26 protein-coding genes are annotated in these 22,931 nt (G+C 66.2%); 9 read left to right on the plus strand and 17 right to left on the minus strand.

Annotated features, from left to right (window positions below; genetic code table 11):
• Positions 1 to 282: 282 nt before the first annotated feature.
• From V7082_RS12065 to V7082_RS12075, 3 genes are read right to left on the minus strand one after another with little or no spacing between them, the layout of a single operon-like run.
• On the minus strand, positions 283 to 489 hold the full coding sequence (locus V7082_RS12065; protein ID WP_334148839.1) for a hypothetical protein: 207 nt from the start codon (positions 487 to 489) through the stop codon (positions 283 to 285).
• 21 nt (positions 490 to 510) lie between these two features.
• Entirely contained in the window at positions 511 to 729 is a 219-nt protein-coding gene (locus V7082_RS12070) for a hypothetical protein (RefSeq protein ID WP_334148841.1), read from the minus strand.
• Between the two features lie 28 nt (positions 730 to 757).
• A complete protein-coding gene (locus V7082_RS12075) occupies positions 758 to 1,876 on the minus strand; it encodes a cytochrome-c peroxidase (RefSeq protein WP_334148843.1) in 1,119 nt (372 codons plus the stop codon).
• A gap of 228 nt (positions 1,877 to 2,104) precedes the next feature.
• Here V7082_RS12075 and V7082_RS12080 point away from each other — a divergent pair, with 228 nt between their 5' ends.
• From V7082_RS12080 to V7082_RS12095, 4 genes are all read left to right on the plus strand, one after another.
• On the plus strand, positions 2,105 to 2,344 hold the full coding sequence (locus tag V7082_RS12080) for a hypothetical protein (RefSeq protein ID WP_334148844.1): 240 nt from the start codon (positions 2,105 to 2,107) through the stop codon (positions 2,342 to 2,344).
• Between the two features lie 188 nt (positions 2,345 to 2,532).
• Positions 2,533 to 2,889: a hypothetical protein gene (locus V7082_RS12085; protein WP_334148845.1), complete on the plus strand. Its 357-nt coding sequence runs from the start codon at positions 2,533 to 2,535 to the stop codon at positions 2,887 to 2,889.
• Positions 2,890 to 2,961: 72 nt separating this feature from the next.
• Positions 2,962 to 3,870 carry a 30S ribosomal protein S6--L-glutamate ligase gene (gene rimK / locus V7082_RS12090; protein ID WP_334148848.1) on the plus strand — a complete coding sequence of 303 codons (909 nt, stop codon included), beginning with the start codon at positions 2,962 to 2,964 and terminating at the stop codon, positions 3,868 to 3,870.
• Between the two features lie 232 nt (positions 3,871 to 4,102).
• Entirely contained in the window at positions 4,103 to 4,858 is a 756-nt protein-coding gene (locus tag V7082_RS12095; RefSeq protein WP_334148916.1) for an arginyltransferase, read from the plus strand.
• A 91-nt stretch (positions 4,859 to 4,949) separates the two neighbouring features.
• Here the strand turns inward: V7082_RS12095 and V7082_RS12100 are convergent, their stop codons facing one another.
• Together V7082_RS12100 and parC are read right to left on the minus strand one after the other, a co-directional pair.
• Positions 4,950 to 5,447: a hypothetical protein gene (locus tag V7082_RS12100; RefSeq protein ID WP_334148849.1), complete on the minus strand. Its 498-nt coding sequence runs from the start codon at positions 5,445 to 5,447 to the stop codon at positions 4,950 to 4,952.
• A 103-nt stretch (positions 5,448 to 5,550) separates the two neighbouring features.
• Positions 5,551 to 7,803, minus strand: a complete 2,253-nt coding sequence (gene parC, locus V7082_RS12105) for a DNA topoisomerase IV subunit A (protein WP_334148851.1) — start codon at positions 7,801 to 7,803, stop codon at positions 5,551 to 5,553.
• 269 nt (positions 7,804 to 8,072) lie between these two features.
• Between parC and V7082_RS12110 the strand changes: the two genes are divergently transcribed.
• Entirely contained in the window at positions 8,073 to 8,780 is a 708-nt protein-coding gene (locus V7082_RS12110) for a CAP domain-containing protein (RefSeq protein WP_334148854.1), read from the plus strand.
• A gap of 134 nt (positions 8,781 to 8,914) precedes the next feature.
• Here V7082_RS12110 and recO read toward each other — a convergent pair whose 3' ends face one another.
• Positions 8,915 to 9,658: a DNA repair protein RecO gene (gene recO, locus V7082_RS12115; RefSeq protein ID WP_334148856.1), complete on the minus strand. Its 744-nt coding sequence runs from the start codon at positions 9,656 to 9,658 to the stop codon at positions 8,915 to 8,917.
• Between the two features lie 439 nt (positions 9,659 to 10,097).
• Here recO and V7082_RS12120 point away from each other — a divergent pair, with 439 nt between their 5' ends.
• Complete coding sequence (locus tag V7082_RS12120) at positions 10,098 to 11,198, plus strand: OmpA family protein (protein ID WP_334148858.1); 1,101 nt, start codon at positions 10,098 to 10,100, stop codon at positions 11,196 to 11,198.
• A 31-nt stretch (positions 11,199 to 11,229) separates the two neighbouring features.
• On the opposite strand, the gene era is transcribed toward V7082_RS12120, so the two are convergent.
• The 7 genes from era to rpoZ form a co-directional block, all read right to left on the minus strand.
• The gene (gene era / locus V7082_RS12125; protein WP_334148860.1) at positions 11,230 to 12,174 is read right to left on the minus strand and encodes a GTPase Era; all 945 of its coding nucleotides are present in this window, start codon (positions 12,172 to 12,174) and stop codon (positions 11,230 to 11,232) included.
• Complete coding sequence (rnc, locus tag V7082_RS12130; RefSeq protein ID WP_334148861.1) at positions 12,167 to 12,874, minus strand: ribonuclease III; 708 nt, start codon at positions 12,872 to 12,874, stop codon at positions 12,167 to 12,169. The genes era and rnc overlap by 8 nt, the downstream gene beginning before the upstream one ends.
• Before the next feature lie 47 nt (positions 12,875 to 12,921).
• Positions 12,922 to 13,701: a signal peptidase I gene (lepB, locus tag V7082_RS12135; protein ID WP_334148862.1), complete on the minus strand. Its 780-nt coding sequence runs from the start codon at positions 13,699 to 13,701 to the stop codon at positions 12,922 to 12,924.
• A 145-nt stretch (positions 13,702 to 13,846) separates the two neighbouring features.
• Positions 13,847 to 14,248 (minus strand): holo-ACP synthase, encoded by a 402-nt coding sequence (gene acpS, locus V7082_RS12140; protein ID WP_334148864.1) that lies wholly within the window; start codon positions 14,246 to 14,248, stop codon positions 13,847 to 13,849.
• Positions 14,245 to 15,021, minus strand: a complete 777-nt coding sequence (locus V7082_RS12145) for a pyridoxine 5'-phosphate synthase (RefSeq protein WP_334148866.1) — start codon at positions 15,019 to 15,021, stop codon at positions 14,245 to 14,247. The genes acpS and V7082_RS12145 overlap by 4 nt, the downstream gene beginning before the upstream one ends.
• 53 nt (positions 15,022 to 15,074) lie before the next feature.
• The gene (locus V7082_RS12150) at positions 15,075 to 17,327 is read right to left on the minus strand and encodes a RelA/SpoT family protein (protein WP_334148868.1); all 2,253 of its coding nucleotides are present in this window, start codon (positions 17,325 to 17,327) and stop codon (positions 15,075 to 15,077) included.
• Between the two features lie 105 nt (positions 17,328 to 17,432).
• Positions 17,433 to 17,861 carry a DNA-directed RNA polymerase subunit omega gene (rpoZ, locus tag V7082_RS12155; protein ID WP_334148870.1) on the minus strand — a complete coding sequence of 143 codons (429 nt, stop codon included), beginning with the start codon at positions 17,859 to 17,861 and terminating at the stop codon, positions 17,433 to 17,435.
• Positions 17,862 to 18,323: 462 nt separating this feature from the next.
• Here rpoZ and V7082_RS12160 point away from each other — a divergent pair, with 462 nt between their 5' ends.
• The 3 genes from V7082_RS12160 (at position 18,324) to V7082_RS12170 (ending at position 20,284) form a co-directional block, all read left to right on the plus strand.
• Entirely contained in the window at positions 18,324 to 18,941 is a 618-nt protein-coding gene (locus V7082_RS12160; RefSeq protein WP_334148872.1) for a LabA-like NYN domain-containing protein, read from the plus strand.
• A 134-nt stretch (positions 18,942 to 19,075) separates the two neighbouring features.
• Positions 19,076 to 19,741: a uracil-DNA glycosylase gene (locus V7082_RS12165; RefSeq protein ID WP_334148874.1), complete on the plus strand. Its 666-nt coding sequence runs from the start codon at positions 19,076 to 19,078 to the stop codon at positions 19,739 to 19,741.
• A gap of 123 nt (positions 19,742 to 19,864) precedes the next feature.
• Positions 19,865 to 20,284, plus strand: coding sequence for a DUF3775 domain-containing protein (locus V7082_RS12170; RefSeq protein WP_334148876.1), 420 nt, complete (start codon positions 19,865 to 19,867; stop codon positions 20,282 to 20,284).
• Positions 20,285 to 20,413: 129 nt separating this feature from the next.
• Here the strand turns inward: V7082_RS12170 and V7082_RS12175 are convergent, their stop codons facing one another.
• From V7082_RS12175 to dapA, 4 genes are read right to left on the minus strand one after another with little or no spacing between them, the layout of a single operon-like run.
• Positions 20,414 to 20,959 (minus strand): peroxiredoxin, encoded by a 546-nt coding sequence (locus V7082_RS12175; RefSeq protein WP_334148878.1) that lies wholly within the window; start codon positions 20,957 to 20,959, stop codon positions 20,414 to 20,416.
• The gene (locus tag V7082_RS12180) at positions 20,956 to 21,531 is read right to left on the minus strand and encodes a peroxiredoxin (protein ID WP_334148880.1); all 576 of its coding nucleotides are present in this window, start codon (positions 21,529 to 21,531) and stop codon (positions 20,956 to 20,958) included. The genes V7082_RS12175 and V7082_RS12180 overlap by 4 nt, the downstream gene beginning before the upstream one ends.
• A complete protein-coding gene (smpB, locus tag V7082_RS12185) occupies positions 21,531 to 22,010 on the minus strand; it encodes an SsrA-binding protein SmpB (protein WP_334148882.1) in 480 nt (159 codons plus the stop codon). The genes V7082_RS12180 and smpB overlap by 1 nt, the downstream gene beginning before the upstream one ends.
• A gap of 12 nt (positions 22,011 to 22,022) precedes the next feature.
• Complete coding sequence (gene dapA, locus V7082_RS12190) at positions 22,023 to 22,913, minus strand: 4-hydroxy-tetrahydrodipicolinate synthase (protein WP_334148884.1); 891 nt, start codon at positions 22,911 to 22,913, stop codon at positions 22,023 to 22,025.
• Positions 22,914 to 22,931 lie beyond the last annotated feature (18 nt).

The raw sequence follows: 22,931 nt of genomic DNA on the forward strand, positions 1-22,931 counted from the left end.
TAGGCAGTAGGCAGTAGGCAGTAGGCAGTAGGCAGTAGGCAGTAGGCAGTAGGCAGTAGGCAAGGAAGTCGTTGATTGGGCATGGCCCGTCAATGCTTCAAAGCATGGGTGCCGCCATATCGGCCGCTTCGGAGTTTCCCCCCCGATCACGTTCGGGGTTTAGGGAAATGATGGAAGGAGCCGGATATCGTTTTGCACCCGTACCAATATCCGGCCTGTCGCATTTGCCGCGACGCGCCGCCGGGGAGAAGATCGGCGGGCTTTCGCGGCAAATGGATCCGATCAGATCTTGGCGTAACGCCCGGCCGGGCGGCAGGACCACTTCTTGGCGAACCATTTCGGATGGCCCTCGGTCCACTTGGCGATTTCCACCGGGCTCACCATCATGCACTGCATCGGCGTCGTGCTCTCGGCCATGTAGGTCAAGCTCACGTCCTTGCAACGCGAATGATCTTCCAGGAGGCAAACAGAGACGACCAGCTCCAGCATGTGCAGTCCCCAATCTTCGAGCTATCCGCTTTCGGCGGTCGATAACCCTTCGGGGCGCGTGCCATCCCTTTTTTCTTTTTTTTCTTGATCACGAAGTTGGCGGCGAATCACACACTTCACAAGACGCAATTCTGTGCAATGCATTGCAAACATCTTAGGCTGCGGCGTTTCGGCATCTCCGAAATGAACACGCCGAAACTTTTGACAGGCTTGAAAAGCAATATTTTCCACCTTCTTCATGGCGGGAATTGACGGGAGTCCGGTCCGCCTATTTCTTGCGCATGGGGCGCGTTGTCTCATCCGGCGGACGCGCCGTCCTCTCGCTGGACAGGGTTCCGAGGAACGCCACGAGAGCTGCTTTTTCCTCTTTCGTCAGCTTGAGATCGCGCACGATCGTGGGGGCGAGGGAGGGGCGCGGCGTGAGGCTGCCGGCGTAGTGGTCGACCACGTCCGCCAGCGTCGCCAGCGATCCATCGTGCATATAGGGCGCCGTATGCGCCACCTCGCGCAGCGAGGGCGTCTTGAACTCGGGGAGGCCGCCCGATACCAGGGCGCCGCGGCCGGGGTCGTTACCCGGCAGGCCGATGTCGTGGAACGCGTCGTCGGTGAAGCGCCATCCGCCGTGGCAGGATACGCAGCCGCCCTTGCCGACGAAGATGTCGAACCCGCGTTGCTCCTCTCCGGTCAAGGCGGAGACGTCGCCGGCGATCCATCGGTCGAAACGCGTCTCCGGCGACACAAGGGAGCGCTCGTAGGCGGCAAGCGCCTCGAGCACGGCCGTCTCCGTCACGCTCGGCGTTCCGGGAAAGGCCGCGGCAAATCGGGCCGCCATGCCAGGGTCGCTGGCAAGCCTTTGCGCAATCGTCCCAAGATCGCCGGCAAGCTCGTCGGGCGCGAGGATCGGCACCTTGGCCTGCTCGGTGAGGCTCACGGCGCGGCCGTCCCAGAAAAAGGAGGTCGCCCAGGCCAGGTCGTAGAGGGCCGGTGCGTTGCGCGGGAGCGGGGCCCCGCCGGGGCCGACCGCGGTCTTCCGCCCGTCGGTGAAGGCGCGCGCAGGATCATGGCAACTCACGCAGGAGGCGCGGCCGGATCCCGAGAGGCGGACATCGCGGAAGAGGTCATGGCCGAGCGCGACTTTCTCCGCCTCGTCCGGAGCGACCGGGCTTTGTGCCGGGCGCGCGAAGATCGCGCGCCAGACGCCCTCGCGCGTGACGCCGGAGGGCGCGGCGGCGACGTCGCCGGCCGCGCTGCGGCCTGTGGAAAAAAGCATCCACGACATCATCACGGCCAGCACGGCGCGGGCGACGAGGGACCATGCCGGGATCTGGCGCAAACGACATTGCATGGCCGAGTTATAGCGCGCCGGCCGGGCTGGGAGAGGGGTCACATTCGCGCTCCCCGCGCCGGCCCGAGTCCCACCGTGGCCGCCATGGCACGCCCGGCCGGCTGAACGTGGAAACCCGTCAATCGTCGCTTGATTCTCGACCCAACCTCTTTCATCCAATAGTCCATTAACTTTGACTGACAACTGCGCAGCTGCCTTGTCGCCGCTGGTCTAAGAGGTGCCAAGCGATCCGCGTTGGCGTTCTCAAGGTCGCTTTTCAGAGGGAATTTCATGGCAATCGGTGTCGAGGAAGCCCCGCCGGCGCAGGGTCCGTTCGTGCAGCCCGTGACGCTCGGATGGTTCCTAAAGCGCATGCTGGTCGGCGTCGCCATCCTCCTGATCGCCATGGGCGGCCTGGCCTGGCTGACCTACGCCTCGATCGACCCCGATGCGGATAGCGACGCGGCGCCGCGATCCGCCCGGGCGGCGCCTGAGGCGCCGGCGGCCCGCCTCGCTCCGATCAATCTCTGATTGCGGCCGTTGCGCCACCCCGGCCGCGTGACATAGCATTCCGGCTGTTTGAGCCTACTCGCCTCTGATAAAATCAAAAGCAAGGCTCTACGTTTTTGGTTTGACGCGTTTTCTTCACGCGAAGTGGACCCCGCTTCGCCTGGAAACGCTTTAACCCTGGCTTCTCCGGGGCGATCAGGATCGTGCAGATGTCCGCCACCGATCTCATTTTCCTCATCCTCGTCGCGGGAGGCGCGTTCTACGCCGGATATCAGGCCGGGCGTTTCAAGGCGCTCGCTGAGCTTGGCGCGGCCCGCCGCCAGCCGGCCGACGGATCCCCGCTGCCGGGGCCGCTCGACCGGCCGTACCCGGAGCCCTCCGCCGCGCCGTCCCATCCGCGGGCCGCACCGCCACCGGCCTCGGCCGGCAACAACGGAGCTTGGCCGGATGCCGGCGCCTCTCCGTCCGGGCGGGCACCGCCGCAGCGCTCGACCAAGCCTCCGCCTGCGGCCGCCGGCCTCATGGGCACGGGAGAGGCGGGAACGACCGGCGGCAAACCGAAATAAGACCCAACCAGCGGCCAGCGTGCCGGCGCTCGTCCACGCGTGCCAAATGCCTCACGTGCCATAGGCTCCCTCATGCGGCTCGCCATGCTGGCCCGGAACCCGGGTCTCTACTCGCACAAGCGCCTCGTCGAAGCCGCGCTTGATCGCGGACACACGCTCGACGTGATCAACACGCTGCACGTGCACATGAACATCACGTCGAACAAACCCGTGCTGCGCTACGGCGGCAAGACGCTGCCGCTCTACGACGCGGTCATCCCGCGCATCGGCGCGTCGGTCACGCACTACGGGCTCGCGGTGCTGCGCCAGTTCGAGATGCAGGGCGTGTTCCCGCTCAACGAGAGCGTCGCCATCGGCCGCTCGCGCGACAAGCTGCGCGCGCTGCAGCTCCTCGCGCGGGCCGGCATCGGGCTTCCCGTCACAGCCTTCGCCCACGGGCCGCGCAAGGCCGAGGACGTCATCCGAGAAATCGGCGGGGTGCCGGCCGTCATCAAGCTGCTCGAGGGCACGCAGGGCATGGGCGTGATCCTGGCGGAAACGGAAGCCTCGGCGAAGTCGATCATCGAGGCGTTCAGCGCCGCCAACGTCAACATCCTCGTGCAGGAGTACATCAAAGAGGCCGAGGGCAGCGATGTGCGCGCACTCGTCGTCGGCGGGCGCGTGGTGGGCGCGATGCGGCGCGTCGGCAAGACCGGCGAGTTCCGCTCGAACCTGCATCGGGGCGGCACCGCGGAGGATGCGCATATCAGCCCCGAGGAGGAGAGCACGGCCGTGCGCGCCGCCGCCGTGCTCGGCCTCAACGTGGCGGGCGTCGATATGCTGCGCTCGCAGCGCGGGCCGATGGTGATCGAGGTCAACTCGTCACCCGGCCTCAAGGGGATCGAGCGCGCGACCAACGCGGACCTTGCCGGCGAGATCATCGGCTTCATCGAAACGGCCGCAGCCCACGGCCAGACCGCCACCAAAGGCGCGAACGGATAGCCGTCCACACGGAAAAGAACATAAAAATCGCAGGCTTGCGCCGATCGCCCCGGAGCGGGCGCTTGATCGGCCACGGCGACTGCGACTATCCTCGTTTTCGGGCGTTAGGCTAAAGTCACAGGCTTGGCCCTGCACGCGGCCGCACCTTTGCCTTGATGTCCGCGATCCTCGGCCCCGGAGCATGGACTCCGATCACGAGGCGCTCGAGCCCGGCGGCGAGAATGGTTCACGGATGACGGAACAGCAGAAGCACTTTCCCGAGTTCTACGTCACCACGCCACAGCCCTGCCCCTACCTGCCGGGCAGGCTCGAACGCAAGCTGTTCACGCACCTCACGCACGACAAGCCGCTGACGCTGATCGACAACCTGCTCAAGGGCGGCTTCCGGCGCAGCCAGAACATCGCCTACATGCCCTACTGCGAGGGCTGCCATGCCTGCGTCTCGGTGCGCATCCTCGTCGACGAGTTCCAGCCGAGGCGCACCATGCGCCGCACGCTCGAGCGCAACCGGGATATTTCAGCGCGGCGTGTCTCGGCCATTCCCACCTCGGAGCAGTACGATCTCTTCCGCAGCTACATCGACGCGCGCCATTCCGACGGCGGCATGGCGGACATGAGCGTGCTCGATTATGCGACGATGATCGAGGACAGCGTGGTGCGCACGTTCCTCACCGAGTACCGCGCGCGGCCCGAGAACCCGCTCGAGGAGCATTTCGAGACGTGGCCGCTGGCGGGCGTCGCCCTCTGCGACCGGCTCTCCGACGGCATCTCGATGGTCTACAGCTTCTACGAGCCGCTGGCGGAGGACCGCAGCCTCGGCACCTACATGATCCTCGAGCACATCGATTATGCGCGCCGGCTCGGGCTGCCGTACCTCTATCTCGGGTATTGGATCGAGGGCTCGCGCAAGATGAGCTACAAGACGCGCTATCAGCCGCAGGAGCACCTCGGCCCCGACGGCTGGGTGCGCGTGGAACAAAAGCTGTAGCGCAAGCGGCGACGCCTATTGCCTTTGATCGACGACGTTTGTCCGGGCCTAACCGTGACGGTGCGGGCGGGTGACTGGGCCGCTTAACCGGCTACTTCGCGAGCTCGCCGTTGAGCTTCTCGAACATATGGGCCCATTTCGCGGTCTGGGTCTCGATCAGGACCCGCATCTTGGCGCGCAACTCGCCCAGCATGGCGCAGTTGGGCTCGGGCGCATTGGCGCCTTCCTGGCCGAGCATCGAGATCGACATCAGAAGCTCGTTGGTGCGGGCATCGAACACGCCGATCTCCTCGTCCTTCACGAACGGCTCGGCCTCCTTCAGAAACTGGCTGTCGTTCCAGCCGCGTTTCTCCTTCAACTGACGCAGCTTGCCCTGAAACGCCGGCCGGTTCTTGTTGTTGAGGTCGCGCAACGCCTCGGCGGCGCTATCGACCGCGCTCTCGAACTCAACCCTGGTGCAGGTCGCGGGCTCGGCCGCCGGCGCCTCCTGGGCGGCCGCAGGGACGACGGGGGCGCCGATCGCGAGCCAAACGGCCACGGCGGCCAACCCCAGACCGCGCCCCCCTGCCGCCCTCAGCGATGATCTCATCTTCCGCCCCATGTTGCTGTCCTACCGGGGCATCCGGCCCGAGGCAAGCGACACCCCCGGCCTCCGTGCGCGGCGTTCCGAGTTTTTCCTCGCGGCGTGGCTTTCAGCGGAAGGACGGGCCGAACTTGTTCGAGCGCGGGAAGCCCTTGGGGGCGAGGTGGCCGGCCTGGGCGCGGCTCCCGACCCACTCGCGCAACTCCGACCACTCGAGGGTGAAGGTGCGGTTCGCGGCGTCGAGCCAGGTTAGGCCCTCCTTTTTGTAGAAGACCCGGGCATCGGCGAGCGCGCCGTCCTTGAAACGCTGCAGGATGGTGCCCTTGCCGCGGGTCATCTCGTTGACCTCATCCAGCTTGAACACCAGCATCTTGCGGTTCTCGCCGACGGTGGCGACGTGGTCGCCGTCCACCGGCACGCAGATGCGGGCCTCCTCGTCGGCGGCGATGTTCAGGATCTGCTTGCCCTTGCGGGTCGCGGCGATCACCTCCTCCTCGGGCACGACGAAACCGTAGCCGCCGGTGCTCGCGACCAGGAGCTTGCGGCCCGGCTGGTGGACGAAGCATTCGGTGAAGTCGTGGTTCTCCTCGAGATCGACCATGAGGCGCACCGGCTCGCCATGGCCGCGACCGCCGGGAAGCTGGCTCGCGTCCAGGGTGAAGAAACGGCCGTTGGTGGCGAACAGCACCAGCTTGTCGGTGGTCTGCGCCTTCACCGCACGCTTCAGGCTGTCGCCCTGCTTGAAATCGAGCTTGGACAGGTCGTCCTGGTGGCCCTTCAACGCCCGGATCCAGCCCTTGTCGGAGAGGATGACGGTAATCGGCTCCTTCTCGACGAGGGCGGCATCGAGATCGACGTCGATCTCGGGCGCGTCGGCGAACGCCGTGCGGCGGCGGCCGAGCTGCGTTTTCTTCGAATAGCGCTCGCGGGTGGCGCGCACCTCGTCCGAGATGCGCTCCCACTGCAAGTCGTCCGATTTGAGGAGCTGTTTCAGCTCGCGGCGTTCCTTCGAGAGCTTGTCGTGCTCGGCCTTGATCTCGACCTCCTCGAGCTTCGACAAACTCTTGAGGCGCAGGTTCAGGATGGCGTCGGCCTGGACCTCGGAGAGCGCGAAGCGGGCGATCAGCGTGGCCTTGGGATCGTCCTCGAAGCGGACGATGCGGATCACCTCGTCGATATTGAGGTAGGCGATCAGGTAGCCGTCGAGCACCTCCAGGCGGTGCTCGATCTTCTTCAGGCGGTACTCGGAGCGGCGTACCAGCACCTCCAAGCGGTGTTCCAGCCATTGCTTCAGCACGTCGCGCAGCGAGAGCACGTTCGGGATCTGGCCCGCCGAGAGCACGTTCATGTTGAGGCCGAAACGGACCTCGAGCTCGGTCAGGCGGAACAGGCTTTCCATCAGCAGCACGGGGTCGACCGTGCGGCTCTTGGGCTCAAGGATGAGGCGCACGGCGTCGGCGGATTCGTCGCGCACGTCGCCGAGCAGCGGCAGCTTCTTCTCGGTCAGCAACTCGGCGATCTTCTCGACGAGCTTGGCCTTCTGAACCTGGTAGGGGATCTCGGTGACGACGATCTGATAGCCGCCGCGGCCGGTCTCCTCGCGCTCCCATCTGGCGCGCAGGCGGAAGCCGCCGCGGCCGGTCCTGTAGGCTTCGAGGATGCTGTCGCGCGGCTCGACCAGCACGCCGCCGGTCGGGAAGTCCGGGCCCGGGATCAGCTCGGCCAGCTTCTCGATGGTCGCGCTCGGATGCTTGATGAGGTGCAGGAGCGCGGCGCAGAGCTCGTCGACGTTGTGCGGGGGGATGTTGGTCGCCATGCCGACGGCGATGCCGGCCGCGCCGTTGGCGAGCAGGTTCGGGAAGGCCGCCGGCAGCACCGAGGGCTCCTGCTCGCGCCCGTCGTAGTTCGGGCGGAAGGCGACGGTGTCCTCGTCGATGCCCTCCAGGAGATCGGCCGCGACGGGCGTGAGGCGCGCCTCCGTGTAGCGGTCGGCGGCCGGGTTGTCGCCGTCGATGTTGCCGAAGTTGCCCTGGCCGTCGACGAGCGGGTAGCGCACGGCGAAGTCCTGCGCGAGGCGCGCCAGCGCGTCATAGATCGCCTGGTTGCCGTGCGGGTGATAGTTGCCCATCGTCTCGCCGACGATCTTGGCGCACTTGCGGTAGCCCTTGTCGGGATCGAGGCCGAGCTCGCGCATGGCGTAGAGGATGCGCCGATGCACGGGCTTCAGCCCGTCGCGCACGTCCGGCAGCGCGCGGTGCATGATGGTCGAGAGGGCATAGGCGAGGTAGCGCTCCTCGAGCGCGTCCTTCAGCATGACCGGCTCGATGGGTCCGGGTCCCGGCAGAATCGGTTTTTCTCTCATGGCGTCTCGATACTGCCGCGAAGGGCCCCCCTCAAGTGCGGCAAGGTCACTCGTGCGTTGGCAATCGTCTCGTGTTCCTTCGATTCCGAAGCCCGCTCCCGCGCGTCGTCCATAGCACAGGCGACCCTCGGAATCGGACCACGAGTTGCAGCATCCACAATTGGTTGGGCTTTATGCCTTGAAACGGCCCGTGCAAGGCTCCGCCGCCTTGTCTTTGCCGCCGTCGACGGCGATTTTTCCCGCGCACGCCCTTGCAAGCTCCGGATGCCATGCCCGTCGTCCTTCCCGATACCCCCGCTGTCGAAACCGCGATCATCGCCTTCACCAACGCCTATCGCGAGCGCCAGAACCTCGGCACGCTCACGGCCAATCCCGCCCTCACCAAGGCCGCGCGCGCCTACGCCGCCTATCTCGCCAAGAGCGGGCAGTTCTCGCACACGGCGGACGGCCGCCAGGCGGGCGACCGCATCACGTCGGCCGGCTATGCGTGGTGCCAGGTCGGGGAGAACCTCGCCATGCACCTCGACAGCCGCGGCTTCGAGGCCCGCGCGCTGGCCGGCAAGTCGGTCGAAGGCTGGATCAACTCGCCGCCCCATCGGGCCAACCTCGTGGCGCCCGCCATGACGGAGATCGGCGTCGGGGTCGCGCGGGCGCCCGGCAAGGATCCCAAGTTCATCTCCGTGCAGCTCTTTGCGCGCCCCCAATCGCTCAAGGTCGAATTCCAGATCTCGAACACGACGCGCGAACCGGTCGCCTATTCGTTCGGCGGCAAAGCGCACGAGATCAAGCCGCGCTTTGCGATCACGCACACCTCCTGCGCGCCGGGCGAGATCTCCTTCGACAGCTTCGGCGGCGGGCTCTGGCCGAAGGCGCTCGCCATGCGCTACGAGGCGCAGGACGGGCTCGTCTACAAGCTCGAGCCGGATGCGGCAGGCGGCGTGCACGTTGCCGTCTCGCCGCGCGAGCGGGTGAGGTGAGTGTCAGAGTCATACGTGTCTGGATGCCGGCCTGCGCCGGCATGACGGAAATTTGAGCAGTCGGCCCTCACGACCAACGTCACCCCGGCGGAGGCCGGGGTCCAGCTACGTATCGATTTGTGGAGAGGGATGCTTCACGGCGCGTGGCTGGTCTCGTCAAAGCGCGTCAGGAGCGTGAGCAGGCGCCCGCGCGCCTCGGGCATCTCCTCGCCGCGTGGGCGGAAGACGCGCGCTTCCAGAAAATGACCGGTGAGCGCGAAGGCGCTCCCCAAGTCACCCGGCGCGAGGGGCGCCTTGCGTCCGGGCAGCAGGAACGGCGGCAGCGCGAGGAGCCGGTCGCGGTAGGGCTCGCCGGCGGACGCGGAGACGGCACGGCCGGTTCGCGGCGAGACATAGATCAGGTCGTCGTTGACGCCGGTCGCGGCACATTGCGTGAGATCGAGGCCGACGCCCAGCTCGTCAAGCAAGGCCAGCTCCCACCGCGCCAGCAGCGCCGGCCAGACGCTGGCGTCGTCGAGGTAAGCGAGGACGAACAGGGTCACCTCGTAGAGATTGGGATGGGGGTCGCGCTCCGGCAGCAGGCGGGCGAGTGCTGCAAGCGACGTGAGGCCCGCGAGCGCAGCCGGATCGTCCATGGCGCCAGCCGCGTAGCCGCGGATCAGCTCGACCGACATGTGGCCGAGATGGTCGGCCAGGCGGGCCTTCCACGACACGTCAACGTGATTGCCGGTCTGTAGAACGGGGCGCGCCTTACGCGAGCGCCCGCCATGCACGAGGCCGAGGTGGCGGCCGTGCGAGCGGGTCAGGATCTCGACCACCGCGGCCGTCTCGCCGTGCGGGCGGACGGACAGGATGACGCCTTCGTCGGACCAGTTCATGGGGCGAGCTTAGACGAAGTGCAGCGCGCGGAAAGGGGCTGGAGCGAGAGACGATGGCATGTTGGAGGTCTGCTGGGGTCAGTTTCAGACATTCCCGCCGAGGACCGGCGGCGCATCGTTGTCGGCATCCCATGATAGAAGCTTCAGCGGACATCCGAGGACAACCGCTGTGGGTGATCATGGGCGCGCTGCACTCCGTCAGCGCAATGCAGCTCCGATGAGAGCGGTCATTCGAGAATTAGTATGATCCCTTACGGTCTGTCCACGTCTACGTTGAGCAAGGACGTTGCGCACCGCGATGCCGGCGACCATCATGGCTCAGGCAAAGCGGTCAGGACTGAAGCCGCTCCGTTCACGACGGTAGCAACATCGCTGGAGCGCTCAGACAACGAAAGAAACAATACTGACGAGATAAAAAGCGTCAGAAAACATATCTGACATGAAACAGTTTTATGAATTGGGGAGTCGCGCAGTGTGCCACCTTCTGGGAATTGATCGGATACGTCCCTTTATCAGCCGGGTTCTCGGTGTTTCTACGTTCTTGATTGTAGCCCTGTCCGGGGGAGCGAATGCCCAGCAGGGCGCCGGACCGTTTGTCTTGCACCCCGGAAAAATTATCACGACGATGTTCACCAATGAGTTCGGCAGAGACGCTGATGGACGGACGGAGATCATGACCGTCAGTCCTGAGGCCGTCAGTCTTCAGTACAGCAGTACGCGCGGGCTGTTCTCCCGCCGTGACATCCTCATCAGCGACCGTCAGTCTGCACGGAGCTACGTACTCGGCTTTTCCGCGAGAATGCCGACAGTGATCCCGGGATCGACGTCTCTTGGCATTTCCTCTGCCGTGCTTCAGGAACTGAGATCGAACGGGAGAGCGGCTCTCACACTGATCTATTCTGAAAACCTCGACAGAATTGATTGTATTCTAACGAGGACTGCCGTCGACGTGAGGGTTCCGGTTATCATCGAGGATCGAATTGCCGAAATTCCAACCGTTCAGGCGCGCGTCAATTGCGCCTCGGGCAACCGCACCGGCGCCGGACAGTTTGTCGTCGCCAACGACGTAAACAATCCAGTTCTGATTGAATCGACGCTCAACTTCAGCTGGGAACAGAGGGCCAGAACAAACCGGATAACGCGGGTTATCGCCGGTCTCGGTTTGCAAGCCGAGATGAGGCACGCGCTTGAAACGCTGGGGACCTACGACGTGTATGGTCTCCTGTTCGACTTCGATAGCGCTCAACTCCGCCCCGAGACGGCGCAGCTTGTGCGAGAAATAGCCGTGATGCTTCAGCAGAATCCGAATTGGACAATCCTGATCGCCGGCCATACGGACTCGACAGGTGGAGTCGAACACAACTTGCGGCTTTCCGAGCGGCGCGCCGATTCCGTGAAGCAGGCTCTGATCAGCAATGGCGTTGCTGCCAATCGGTTGCAGTCCGTTGGCCATGGCATGTCCAAGCCCAAAGCTGACAATTCAACTCTGGCCGGGCGCGCCATCAACCGTCGCGTCGAATTCCGCCGATTGGATCGATAAGGATGATTTCTCGTGTAGCCGGGTCGGGCCGTCAGTCCTCCGGGAACTCGAGGCCCATCTGCCGGTAGCGCTCGGGATCGCGGTCCCAGCCTTCGCGCACCTTGACGAACAGGAACAGATGCACGGGCTGGCCGGCAATCTCGGTGAGCTCGGTGCGGGAGGCCTGCGAGATGCGCTTGATGGTCTGGCCGCCCTTGCCGAGCACGATGGCCTTCTGGCTGTCGCGCTCGACGTAGATCGTCTGCTCGACACGCACGGACCTGTTGCGCAACTCCTTCCAGGAGTCCGTCTCGACGGTGATCCGATACGGCAGCTCGTCGTGCAGGAGATCGTAGATCTTCTCGCGCGTCACCTCTGCGGCGAGCTGGCGGACGGGGATGTCGGAAAGCTCGTCCTCCGGATAGAGCCAGGGGCCCTCCGGAACGCGCTCGGCCAGGAAGCGCTTCAGCTCGGCGACGCCGTCGCCGGAGAGGGCGGCGATCATGAACACGCGCTCGAAGGCGAGACGGGACGAGAGATCCTGCACAAGCGCGAGGAGGCGGCCCTTATCCTCGACGCGATCGACCTTATTGAGGACGAGGACCGGATTTTTCGCGGCCGCCCCGGCGAGCCCCGCAAACAGCCGCTCCACATCCTCGTCGAGGCCCTTCGCCGCGTCGACCAGCACCAGGACCCGATCAGCGTCGGCCGCGCCGGCCCAGGCGCTCGCAACCATCGCCTTGTCCAGGCGACGCTTGGGCGCGAAGATCCCCGGCGTGTCGATCAGGACGAGCTGGCTCGCCCCCTCCATGGCAATGCCGCGGATCTGGATGCGGGTCGTCTGCACCTTGCGGGAGATGATCGTCACCTTGGCGCCGACCAGCGCGTTGACGAGGGTCGACTTGCCGGCGTTCGGCGCGCCGATGATGGCGATCACACCGCAGCGGCGGGGGCGGGCCGCGTTCTCGGGTGCAGCGGATTTGGGTGCGTCAGCCAACGGGGCGCTTCTCCGTCACACCTTCGCGCTCGAGCATGGCGGAGGCCGCAGCCTGCTCGGCGGCACGTTTCGAGGTGCCCTGCCCGCGCGCCGGCGCCTTGCCCTTGATGCGCACCTCGGTCGTGAACGACGGGGCGTGATCGGGGCCGGTGCGCTCGACCTCGACATAGCTCGGCAGCGCGAGGCCCTGGGCCTGGGCCCACTCCTGCAGCGCGGACTTGGGATCGGCGGCGGCGTGGCCGAACGAGGCCTCCTCGGCCTCCCAGAGCCGGTGCACGACGTCGCGCGCCTTGTTGTAGCCGGCATCGAGGAAGATGGCGCCGAGCACAGCCTCCACGGCATCGGCGAGGATGGTGGCCTTGAGACGACCGCCGCTGCCGGCCTCGCTCTCCGAGAGCATCAGGAACTCACCGAGCCCCAGCGACCGGCCGACCGCGGCGCACGTCTCGCCCCTGACGAGGCGATTGAGGTGGCGCGCCAGCTCGCCTTCGGTGGCGGCGGGACAGGTCTCCTCGAGCCGCTCGACGATAGCGAGCCCCAGCACGCGGTCGCCCAGGAACTCGAGGCGCTCGTTGTCCTCAAGGACCTTCTTCGATCCGCGCAGGCTCGCGTGCGTCAAGGCGCGGGCGAGCAGCGCCTCGTTCTTGAAACGGTAGCCGAGCCTTTTCTCGAGGGCCTTGTACTTGCGCGCCTTGAACATGGGAGCAGGTTCCGAGCTCAATCTCTTCGGAGCAGGCACAAAGTATCCTAGCGGACGAGATTGAAGAAGCGGCTCCAGCGGATGTCGAAAGGCCAGGTCCAGGGCGAGAACCACCGCATGGCCTCCGGTTCGTCGATGGCCGCGGAGAAGAAGATGATCTCGGCGCGGCCGATCAGGTTCTCGAACGGAACGAAGCCGACGGTCGCGCGGCTGTCGGAGGAGTTGTCGCGGTTGTCGCCCATCATGAAGAAGTGACCCGGCGGAACCTTGAACACCTCGGTGTTGTCGAACTCCCCTTCCGGCTCGAGGTCGAGCACCGTGTACGTCACGCCTTCCGGCAGCGTCTCCTCGTAGCGCCGGTAGACGACGCGGCGGCAGTGGCGGAAATAGGGGTCGCACTCGATGTTCGAGAAATCGTCCTTGTACACTTTCGGCACGGCCTGGCCGTTGATGTAGAGCACGCCGCCCCGCATCTGCACCTCGTCGCCCGGCAGACCGATCACGCGCTTGATGTAATCGAGCGACTCATCGTTCGGCAGGCGGAAGACCGCCACGTCGCCGCGCTTCGGCTCGGCGGCGAAGATGCGGCCCGAGAACAGGTTGGGGCTGAAGGGGAACGAGAAACGGCTGTAGCCGTAAGCCAGCTTCGAGACGAACAGGTAGTCGCCGATCAGAAGCGTCGACTTCATCGAGCCCGAGGGAATGTTGAAGGGCTGAAAGAAAAACACGCGCACGACCATCGCGATGGCGAGGGCCTGCACGATGATTTTTGCGGTTTCCCCCCAACCGGACCCCGCTTTGGCCTTGGAGTTCGTGTCCAGGCTCATTCTCCCGCTCCCTGGCCCGCCGGGCGTCCGGGGGCAACCTCAACCCTCACCCGCTATACTGGCTCGGCGCGCGCGGTGCAAACAGCCGTGCAACCGGGGGTGCGGCGTGGCGCCGCTGTCCGCGCCCCGTGCCGCAGCCTGGCCCTCACCCGCCCTCGAGGGCGGAAATGATGACAACGGCCTCCGCGAGCGGAAAATCGTCAGTCAATGCAAGGTCGATACGCGCGACGCGTCCCGGAGGGGTGATGCGGGCCAGTTGCAGCGCCGCTCCCCCCGTCAGCGCCAGCGTCGGACGCCCGGACGGCAGATTGATGACGCCCATGTCGCGCCAGTAGACCCCGTCGCGGAGCCCGGTGCCGAGCGCCTTGGCGCAGGCCTCCTTGGCGGCGAAACGCTTGGCATAGGAGGCGGCACGCGCGGCGCGGCCATCGGATTTCGCCTGCTCGACATCGGTGAAGACGCGGTCGATGAAACGGCCGCCGAAGCGCGCGAGGGTGGCCTCGATGCGGCGGATATCGACGATGTCGTTGCCGATGCCGATGATCACGCGATGACCCGGCCCTGGGCCTTGAAACGCGCCTCGTCCATCAAAGCGCGCATGCGCCGGACGGCGGCGTGCAGTCCGCCGAAGATGGCTTCGCCGATGAGGAAGTGGCCGATGTTGAGCTCGACCACCTCGGGCATCCGCGCCAGCGGGGCGACGGTGTTGAAGGTGAGGCCGTGCCCGGCGTGGACCTCGAGGCCACGGGCGTCGGCTGCGGCGGCAGCCCCGGCGAGCCGCGCGAGCTCGGCTGCGTTGCGGCCCGCATCGTCGGCCGCAGCGTATTCGCAATAGGCCCCGGTGTGCAGCTCGACGATATCGGCGCCGAGCTCAGCCGCCGCCTCGATGGCACGCATGTCCGGCTCGATGAATAGAGACACGCGGATGCCCGCCGCCTTGAGATCGGCGACGACCGGGGCCAGCGACGGTTTCTGCCCGACCACGTCGAGGCCGCCTTCCGTGGTGCGCTCCTCGCGCCGCTCGGGGACGAGGCAGCAGGCGTTCGGCACATGGCGCAGCGCAATGGCGAGCATCTCGGGCGTTGCAGCCATCTCGAGGTTCAGAGGACGCGTCAGCTCCGTCTTCAGGCGCGCGATGTCCGAATCCGAAATATGGCGGCGGTCCTCGCGCAGGTGGGCCGTGATGCCGTCGGCACCGGCCTCGACCGCGAGATGGGCGGCGCGAAGGGGATCGGGATGACGCCCGCCGCGCGCGTTGCGGATGGTGGCGACATGATCGATGTTCACGCCGAGGCGGAGGTGGGAAAGAGCTCTCGTCATCGTCCTTTCACCCTGATGGCCGGACACCCGCCGTAACGGGGCCCTCGCGCCCGTCATTCAAACACACGTTCGACCTTGCTGACCACGGCCTTCGCCTTGAGGCCGTTAATGATCTCGTTCAAGTGCGCCAGGTTCCAGACCTCGAGGCCGATCTTGAGCTCGGTGAAATCCGAGGCGCGGCGCAGCATCTTGAGATTGTCGATGTTGCCGCCGGCCTGGCCGATGACGTCGGCGATCTCGGCGAGCGCGCCCGGACGGTTAGGCGCCGTGACACTGATCAGAGCGGGAAAGCGCTCAGGGTTCTCCGGGTCGACGTTCCAGGCGACGTCGATCCAGCGCTCGTGCTCGTACTCCTGAAGGCGGGGGGAGTGTATCTGGAACACGCGGATGCCCTCGCCCGGCGCCAGCACGCCCACGATGCGGTCGCCGGGCACGGCGCCGCCGGCCTCGAACAGCACCGGCATGTCGTTCTTCACGCCACGGATCGGGATGCGGCCGGCAGGCGGTCCTCCGGCGGCCGTCTCGCCCTCGGACGCGCCGCCGAGGTGCAGCTTGCTGGCGGCGGCGCGGGTGAGCCGCAACCAGCCCTTGGCCTTGCCCGGCTCCTCGGGCCGCTGCGCCGCGCGGGCCGTGGCGGCCAGCTCCGGCGCGACCGCTCGCAGCACGTCCTCCGTCTTCACCTCGTTGCGCGCGATCGCAGCCAGGAGATCGTCGAGGCTCTTGTGGGAGAGGCGCGGAAGCACCTTCCTGATGCGCTCGTCCGAATAGCTTTCGCCGATCCGCTCGAAGGCGGAGATCAGAAGGCGGCGGCCGAGCTCGGCGTACTGGCGGCGGATGGCGTCGCGCGCGGCGCGACGGATCGCGGAGCGCGCGCGCCCGGTGACGGCAAGGCTCTCCCATGCGGCCGGCGGCGTGTGCGTCTTGGAGGTCTTGATCTCCACCTCGTCGCCGTTCCTCAACCGCGTATCGATCGGTACGTGGCGGCCGTTGACGTAGGCCGAGACCGCGGCATTGCCGATGTCGGTGTGGACGGCGTAGGCGAAGTCGAGCGGCGTCGCGCCGCGGGGCAGCGCGATCAGACGGCCCTTGGGCGAGAAACAGAAGACCTGGTCCTGGAACAACTCGAGCTTCGTGTGCTCGAGGAACTCCTCCGGATTGGAGCCCTCGAGCAGCGTCTCGACGAGGCGGCGCAGCCACTGGTAGGGCCCGCTTTCCTTGTCGCTGAAGACGAGGTTCTTCGCGGATGCGCCGTTGGCGCCGCCGTTCATCTTCTGCGTATCCTTGTAGAGCGAATGCGCGGCGACGCCGTACTCGGCGACCGAGTGCATGGCGCGCGTGCGGATCTGCAGCTCCACGCGCTGGTGGCGGGGCCCGACGACGGTGGTATGGATCGACTGGTAGTTGTTCTGCTTCGGCGTCGAGATGTAGTCCTTGAAGCGGCCGGGCACCGTGCGCCAGGTCTGGTGCGCGACGCCGAGCACGCGATAGCAGTCGTCGATGGTGTCGACGATGACGCGGAACGCGTAGATGTCCGACAGCTGCTCCATGCTGATCTGCTTGTTGGCCATCTTGCTCCAGACGGAGTAGGGCTTCTTCTCGCGCCCCGACACCTCCGCCGCGAGGCCGACGTTGGCCAGCATCCTGTGCAGCGAGGCCTCGATCTCCTCGACGAGCCCTTCGTTGCGCTCGCGCAGCTCGCGGAGCTTCTCCGTCACCGTCAAGTAGGCTTCCGGATTGAGCCAGCGGAAGGCGTGCTCCTCGAGCTCGTCGCGCAGCGCCTGCATGCCCATGCGGCCGGCGAGCGGCGCGTAGATCTCGAGCGTCTCCTCGGACACGCGCTTGCGGCTCTCGGGCTTCATGTGCTCGAGGGTGCGCATGTTGTGCAGGCGGTCGGCGAGCTTGACGAGCAGCACGCGGATGTCGCTCGAGATGGCGATCAGAAGCTTGCGGAAGTTCTCAGCCTGCTCGGCCTTCTTGGACACGAGGTCGAGACGCTTGATCTTCGTCAGGCCGTCGACGAGCGCACCGATCTCGGAGCCGAAGAGCTGGTCGATCTCGGCGCGCGTCGCATCCGTGTCCTCGATGACGTCGTGCAGCAACGCGGTGACGATGGTTGCGTCGTCGAGCTTGAGCTCGGTCAGGATGGCGGCGACTTCGAGGGGGTGGGAGAAGTACGGCGCGCCGGATGCGCGCTTCTGATTGCCGTGCGCGCGCATCGCATAGACATAGGCGCGGTTGAGCAGCGCCTCATCCGCCGTCGGATCGTATTTCTGTACTCGCTCGACGAGCTCGTACTGGCGCATCATTGCCCGCTTGCACTCCCGGCACCGAACGTCACGCACGGCCGCTCAAGCGGCTCCCGGAGCGGAGCGAGAGCCGGTCGAGATGCCCGGCGCATCAGCCGCAGAGGATCAGCGCCCGCGCTCGCGCGGGCCGCCGCTGCCGCCGGTCGACGAGGGCTCGGACGGGGTCATGCTCTCCAAGCCGCGGAGAAGCTGCTCCTCGGTAAGCACATCGACCTGAGTGTCGGACGCCTGGTCGTCGCGGCCGAGAATGGGAGCGCGCCGCTCCTGCGGGAGCACCGGCGCTGCGGCCGCTTCGGGCTCGTCGACCTCGACGTTTTTCTGGATCGAGTGAATGAGGGCTTCGCGCATATCCTCCGGCGGGATGGTGCGCTCGGCGATCTCGCGCAGCGCGACCACCGGGTTCTTGTCGTTGTCCGGGTCGATGGTGATTGCGCTGCCGTTGGCGATCGACCGGGCCCGGTGCGCCGCGAGCAGCACGAGCTCAAAGCGGTTCGGGACCTTGTCGACGCAATCCTCGACTGTGACGCGTGCCATTCGCTAGCACCCCTCTCTCGTCTCGCAGATGATGCGGAGTAAACTTATCGCTGCCGTAGCGCCTCGTCGGCGCCCAGCAAGCCTCAAGGGCGATTAAGTGGCATAAAACGGGCGTTCGGGCAAGCCGCAGGCCGCGCCGGCAACTTGCCCGCCCGGAGGGGCTAATATGTCGCAGCAATCAAATATGGCGTCCCGGCGTTGCAAATGTCCGGGAAAAGCCCATCTCCGGTCTAACGACGGCGCCTTCGGCTCGCGCGCCCCGGTCGAGTGGGCCCGAAGCGGGCAAACGCAGCCCGCGAGGACGTCACCGCAAGGGCGTGGAAATTCTCCTTGTGGCCGGATTTCATTCGCCAGAGATTGGGCTTAAGCTCACCCGAAGGGAATGGCGCATCGCTACGGCCGGATAGCCCGATTTTACGGCGCACCAATTTTGCGCGCCCATACACTCAAGGACCATCGATTATGCATTTCTATCAAGGGGAACGGATTGCGTTGTTTATTGACGGCGCCAACCTCTATGCCACCTCGAAGGCACTGGGGTTCGACGTCGATTACAAGCGCCTGCTCGCCCTTTTCCGGCAAAAAGCCCATCTTGTCAGGGCCTTGTATTATACGGCGCTGTCGGAAGACCAGGAATACTCCTCCATCCGCCCGCTGATCGACTGGCTCGACTACAACGGCTTCACCATGGTCACCAAGCCGACCAAGGAGTTCACCGACGCCTCGGGCCGGCGCAAGGTCAAGGGCAACATGGACATCGAGCTTGCCGTCGACGCCATGCGGCTCGCCGATACGCTCGACCATATCGTGCTGTTCTCGGGCGACGGCGATTTCCGCGGCCTTGTCGCGGCCCTGCAGCAGAAAGGGCGGCGGGTCAGCGTCGTCTCCACGCTGCAGACGCAGCCGGCCATGGTCGCCGACGAGTTGCGCCGCCAGGCCGACCAGTTCATCGACCTTGCCGACCTCGAGCAACTGATCGGCCGCGACGCCTCGGCGCGCGGCGCGCGCTCGTCCTCCGGCGGACGCGGCGGCCATCGTGACAACCCCTACGCGGACGGCGTCTCACAGGAAGAGGTCTGATCGACCGCTACGTCCGGCGATCCCAGGGCGGCGGCGGGGGGCTTCCCCGATTGCCGCTTGCTTCGGCTCGCCGGCCGCGCTTCCCTCGCTCATGGCCACCATGACCTCTCCCCCGCCATGACCTCGCCGCTGCCATGATCTCTACGGCACGTCCTCCGTTTGCGCCCGAGGCGCCGCGCGACTGTCCGCTGTGCCCGCGGCTCGTCGCCTTTCGCGCGGCGTCGGCCGAAGCCAAGCCCACGTGGTTCAACGGCGCCGTTCCGTCGTTCGGGACGCCCTCGGCACGCCTGCTGATCGTGGGCCTGGCGCCCGGCCTCAGCGGGGCCAACAGGACCGGGCGCCCGTTCACCGGCGATCATGCGGGCGTGCTCCTCTATACGACGCTCATCGGCTTCGGCTTTGCGAGGGGCACCTATCGGGCCGACCCGGCGGACGGGCTCGAGCTCGTCGACTGCATGATCACCAATGCCGTGCGCTGCGTGCCGCCGGGGAACAAGCCGCTCCCCGCCGAGATCGCGACCTGCCGCGGCTTCTTTTCGGCGCGCCTTGCCGCGCTTCCCGACCTCAGGGCCCTCGTCGTGCTCGGACGCGTGGCGCATGAGCAGACGCTCGCGGCGCTCTCTCTCCGGAAATCACAATTCCCCTTCCGCCACGGCGCACGCCACGACGCGGGATCGCTCGCCCTGTTCGACAGCCTGCATTGCTCGCGCCTCAACACCAACACGGGGCGGCTGACAACCGAAATGTTCCATGCGGTGTTCCGGGACGTCCGCGCCTTCCTCGATGGCCTCCCCCGCTGACGGGCGGCCGAATTGGCGCGGTTGCCCTCTTCAAGGCCGCCGGGTTGACGCCTATCATTTCGTCCGCACCGGGCCGGCGCTATTTCATTTGCCGTGCCTGCAACGTTGCCGCCGGAGGGTTCCATGGCTGCCAAGCCCGTGCTCGAGATCGCGCCTGAGAAGGTCGCTCATGTCATCATCAAGGCGCGCGAGTTCGGCGCCAAGGTCGGCGCCTGGGACGCATCGCCCGAGGATGGGGATGCGGACGAGGATCCGAGCGCCATTCTCGAGGATTTCTCCAACGATCCGACGGCAGCGGAGATCGCGGGCTTCGTCGACGCGCTGAACGACGACGAGCAGGCCCATCTCGTGGCGCTGGCGTGGGTCGGCCGCGGCACCTACGAAGCCGAAGAGTTCGACGAGGCCGTCGAGACGGCCCGCAACGAGCAGAACAACGCGACGGCGAGCTATCTTCTGGGATTGCCTCTACTCGCCGATTACCTCGAAGAAGGGCTCGAGAAGCTTGGGTATTCGGCGAACGATATCGAGAGTGATGTGCTTTAGGCAGGAGGTAAGGCAGTAGGCAGTAGGCAGTAGGCAGTAGGCAGGCTGGTGCCGCCTGGCCTTGGCTGTCAAGGCTTCACCTCACTGCCTCACTGCCTCACTGCCTCACTGCCTCACTGCCTCACTGCCTCACTGCCTTCCCAGCTCGGCAAACAGATCCTTGGCGTGAGTGTTCGGAGGATGCACGGGGTAGACGATGCGCGCGATCGCGCCGTCGCGCGAGGCGAGCGTCAGACGCTTGAGATAGGTCACGCCGCCGGTCTCGAAGGCGGGGAGACGGAGGGCCGACCGCAGACGGCCTCCGGCATCCGACAGCAGCGGAAACGGCAGCCTCATGCGCGCTGCGAAATCCCGCTGGTCGGCCGTGTCCTGCCCGCTCACGCCGAGCACGCCAAAGCCGGCGGCGCAAAAGGCGTCGTAGGCGTCGCGGAAGCCTTCGGCCTCGGGTGTGGAGCCGTGGGCGCCGGCGATGTCGTCCCAGTGCGGAGGATTGGCGAGGCCCGGCTTGCCGGTCCAGGGGTAGATGAAGATGATCCAGTCTCCGGCGAGCCGCGAGAGAGAGACGCTCTGTCCGTCGGTGGCGGCAAGAGCGATATCCGGCAGCGCGAGGCCCCGCACCAGATGGCGCGCGCCGCCGTCGTCCTCGGGCGCCGCATACGGCCACGCAGCGATCATCGTGGATGGGCCTCGAGCCACGCGAGCACGTCGCCCGCGTTCCGGTCGGGCGGGAACACCGGGTAGAATGCGTGCGCGATGAGGCCGTCGTCGAGGACGAGCGCAAGGCGCTTGATCATCGTCTTGCCCTCGACCGCCATCGTTGGAAGCGCCATCGCGGTCGCGAGGCGCAGGGCGGCATCCGACAACAGCGGGAACGGCAGATGCAGGCGCTCGACCGTTGCCTGCTGTTCGGCGAGCGTCTGGGTGGAAAGGCCGAAGACGTGAGCGGCGCCGGCGGCCGTGAGGTCAGCATGGAGATCGCGAAAGGCGCAGGCGTGGGGCGTGCACCCACGCGCGCCGGGAATGGCATCCCAACCGACGGGCAAGGCGACGCCCGGCGTGCCGGTCATCGGATAGACGAACAGCACCGTGCGGCCGGAGAGTCTCGCAAATGAGACCTCGTCACCCGCAGTCGACGGCAAGGCAACGTCCGCAACGGCTGCGCCCGCGAGATGGCGCGCGCCGCCGTCGTCCTCCGGCACCGGCAGCTTGGACCAGTCGACTTGCACGAAATTCTGGTCCGCCGCCATCAACCCTTCTCGCGCATGATGCGCGCTTTCTGCCGGTTCCAGTCGCGCTTGGCGGCGGTCTCGCGCTTGTCGTGCAGCTTCTTGCCCTCGGCAAGCGCGAGCTTGAGCTTGGCGCGGCCCTTCGTGTTGAAATAGAGCTCGAGCGGCACGATGGTCATGCCCTTGCGCTCGACCGCCTGGAAAAGCTTGGCCAGCTCGCTCTTGTGCAGCAAGAGGCGGCGCTTCCGGCGCGGCTCGTGCTGGAAGAAACGTCCGGCGTCCTGATACTCGGGGATGTAGGCGTTGATCAGGCAGAAGCTGCCGTCGTCCTCGAAGGAGGCGTAGCTCTCGGCAATGTTGGCCTGGCCCGAGCGCAGGCTCTTCACCTCCGTGCCCTTGAGCTCGATGCCGGCTTCCCAGGAATCGGTGATGAAATACTCGTGGCGGGCCTTCCGGTTCTCGGCCACGAGCCGGCGGCCGTCGTCCTTCCTGGCCGACATGGATGCTTCTTTCTATTCCGCGGCGGCGGCCTGCAGGAGGCCGGCCTTGGCGAGGGCCGCGTCCACGACCTTCTTCGCCGCATCCGAGATCGGCGTCATGGGCAGGCGCATCTCCGCCGAGCAGAGGCCGAGCCGGGAGGCCGCATATTTCACGGGGCCCGGGTTGGTCTCGACGAAGAGGGCATCGAACAGCGGCAGCAGGCGATCCTGCATTTTCAGGGCAGCTGCGAAATCGCCCTTCATCAGCATGGTCTCGAACTCCGCGCAAAGACGCGGGGCGACGTTGGAGGCCACCGAGATGCAGCCGTGCCCGCCGTGCGCCATGAACCCGAGCGCGGTCGCATCCTCGCCGGAAAGCTGGATGAACTCCGGGCCCATGGCCGCGCGCTGCTGGGAGACGCGGGCGAGATTGGCCGTCGCATCCTTGACGCCGACGACGTTCTTCAGCTCGAAGACGCGCGCCATGGTGGCGACCGACATATCGACGTTGGTGCGGCCCGGAATGTTGTAGATGACGATCGGAATGCCGACCGCATCGTTGATGGCCTTGAAATGGGCGTAGAGGCCGTCCTGGGTCGGCTTGTTGTAGTAGGGATTGACGATCAGCAGGCCGTCGGCGCCGGATTTCTCCGCGTGCCTCGACAGATCGATGGCCTCGTCGGTCGCATTCGAGCCCGTACCTGCGATCACGGGCACGCGGCCGCGCGCCGCCTCGATGGTGATGTCGATCACCTGCTTATGCTCATCGAAATTCAAAGTCGGGCTTTCACCGGTGGTTCCGGTCGGAACCAGGCCGTGGGTGCCCTCGGCGATCTGCCATTCGACAAGGCGGCGCAGCGCGTCCTCGTCGAGGAGGCCGTTCTTGAACGGAGTGATCAGCGCCGTGATGGAGCCCTTGAACATTCGCTCTCTCGGTGTCCC

Origin of the sequence: Hyphomicrobium sp. (genome assembly GCF_036833075.1) — a bacterium.
Classification (GTDB): Bacteria; Pseudomonadota; Alphaproteobacteria; order Rhizobiales; family Hyphomicrobiaceae; genus Hyphomicrobium_C.

Bases quoted from the DNA above. Each gene is read 5' to 3' on its own strand.
- recO (WP_334148856.1), bottom strand. From the start codon at position 9,658: ATGAACTGGTCCGACGAAGGCGTCATCCTGTCCGTCCGCCCGCACGGC.
- parC (WP_334148851.1), bottom strand. From the start codon at position 7,803: ATGAGAGAAAAACCGATTCTGCCGGGACCCGGACCCATCGAGCCGGTC.
- V7082_RS12100 (WP_334148849.1), bottom strand. From the start codon at position 5,447: ATGAGATCATCGCTGAGGGCGGCAGGGGGGCGCGGTCTGGGGTTGGCC.
- V7082_RS12175 (WP_334148878.1), bottom strand. From the start codon at position 20,959: ATGATCGCTGCGTGGCCGTATGCGGCGCCCGAGGACGACGGCGGCGCG.
- V7082_RS12180 (WP_334148880.1), bottom strand. From the start codon at position 21,531: ATGGCGGCGGACCAGAATTTCGTGCAAGTCGACTGGTCCAAGCTGCCG.
- V7082_RS12120 (WP_334148858.1), top strand. From the start codon at position 10,098: ATGAAACAGTTTTATGAATTGGGGAGTCGCGCAGTGTGCCACCTTCTG.
- rpoZ (WP_334148870.1), bottom strand. From the start codon at position 17,861: ATGGCACGCGTCACAGTCGAGGATTGCGTCGACAAGGTCCCGAACCGC.
- rnc (WP_334148861.1), bottom strand. From the start codon at position 12,874: ATGTTCAAGGCGCGCAAGTACAAGGCCCTCGAGAAAAGGCTCGGCTAC.
- rimK (WP_334148848.1), top strand. From the start codon at position 2,962: ATGCGGCTCGCCATGCTGGCCCGGAACCCGGGTCTCTACTCGCACAAG.
- V7082_RS12085 (WP_334148845.1), top strand. From the start codon at position 2,533: ATGTCCGCCACCGATCTCATTTTCCTCATCCTCGTCGCGGGAGGCGCG.
- dapA (WP_334148884.1), bottom strand. From the start codon at position 22,913: ATGTTCAAGGGCTCCATCACGGCGCTGATCACTCCGTTCAAGAACGGC.
- V7082_RS12145 (WP_334148866.1), bottom strand. From the start codon at position 15,021: ATGACGAGAGCTCTTTCCCACCTCCGCCTCGGCGTGAACATCGATCAT.
- V7082_RS12080 (WP_334148844.1), top strand. From the start codon at position 2,105: ATGGCAATCGGTGTCGAGGAAGCCCCGCCGGCGCAGGGTCCGTTCGTG.
- lepB (WP_334148862.1), bottom strand. From the start codon at position 13,701: ATGAGCCTGGACACGAACTCCAAGGCCAAAGCGGGGTCCGGTTGGGGG.
- V7082_RS12095 (WP_334148916.1), top strand. From the start codon at position 4,103: ATGACGGAACAGCAGAAGCACTTTCCCGAGTTCTACGTCACCACGCCA.
- smpB (WP_334148882.1), bottom strand. From the start codon at position 22,010: ATGTCGGCCAGGAAGGACGACGGCCGCCGGCTCGTGGCCGAGAACCGG.
- V7082_RS12065 (WP_334148839.1), bottom strand. From the start codon at position 489: ATGCTGGAGCTGGTCGTCTCTGTTTGCCTCCTGGAAGATCATTCGCGT.
- V7082_RS12165 (WP_334148874.1), top strand. From the start codon at position 19,076: ATGATCTCTACGGCACGTCCTCCGTTTGCGCCCGAGGCGCCGCGCGAC.
- V7082_RS12070 (WP_334148841.1), bottom strand. From the start codon at position 729: ATGAAGAAGGTGGAAAATATTGCTTTTCAAGCCTGTCAAAAGTTTCGG.
- V7082_RS12160 (WP_334148872.1), top strand. From the start codon at position 18,324: ATGCATTTCTATCAAGGGGAACGGATTGCGTTGTTTATTGACGGCGCC.
- V7082_RS12170 (WP_334148876.1), top strand. From the start codon at position 19,865: ATGGCTGCCAAGCCCGTGCTCGAGATCGCGCCTGAGAAGGTCGCTCAT.
- V7082_RS12150 (WP_334148868.1), bottom strand. From the start codon at position 17,327: ATGATGCGCCAGTACGAGCTCGTCGAGCGAGTACAGAAATACGATCCG.
- V7082_RS12110 (WP_334148854.1), top strand. From the start codon at position 8,073: ATGCCCGTCGTCCTTCCCGATACCCCCGCTGTCGAAACCGCGATCATC.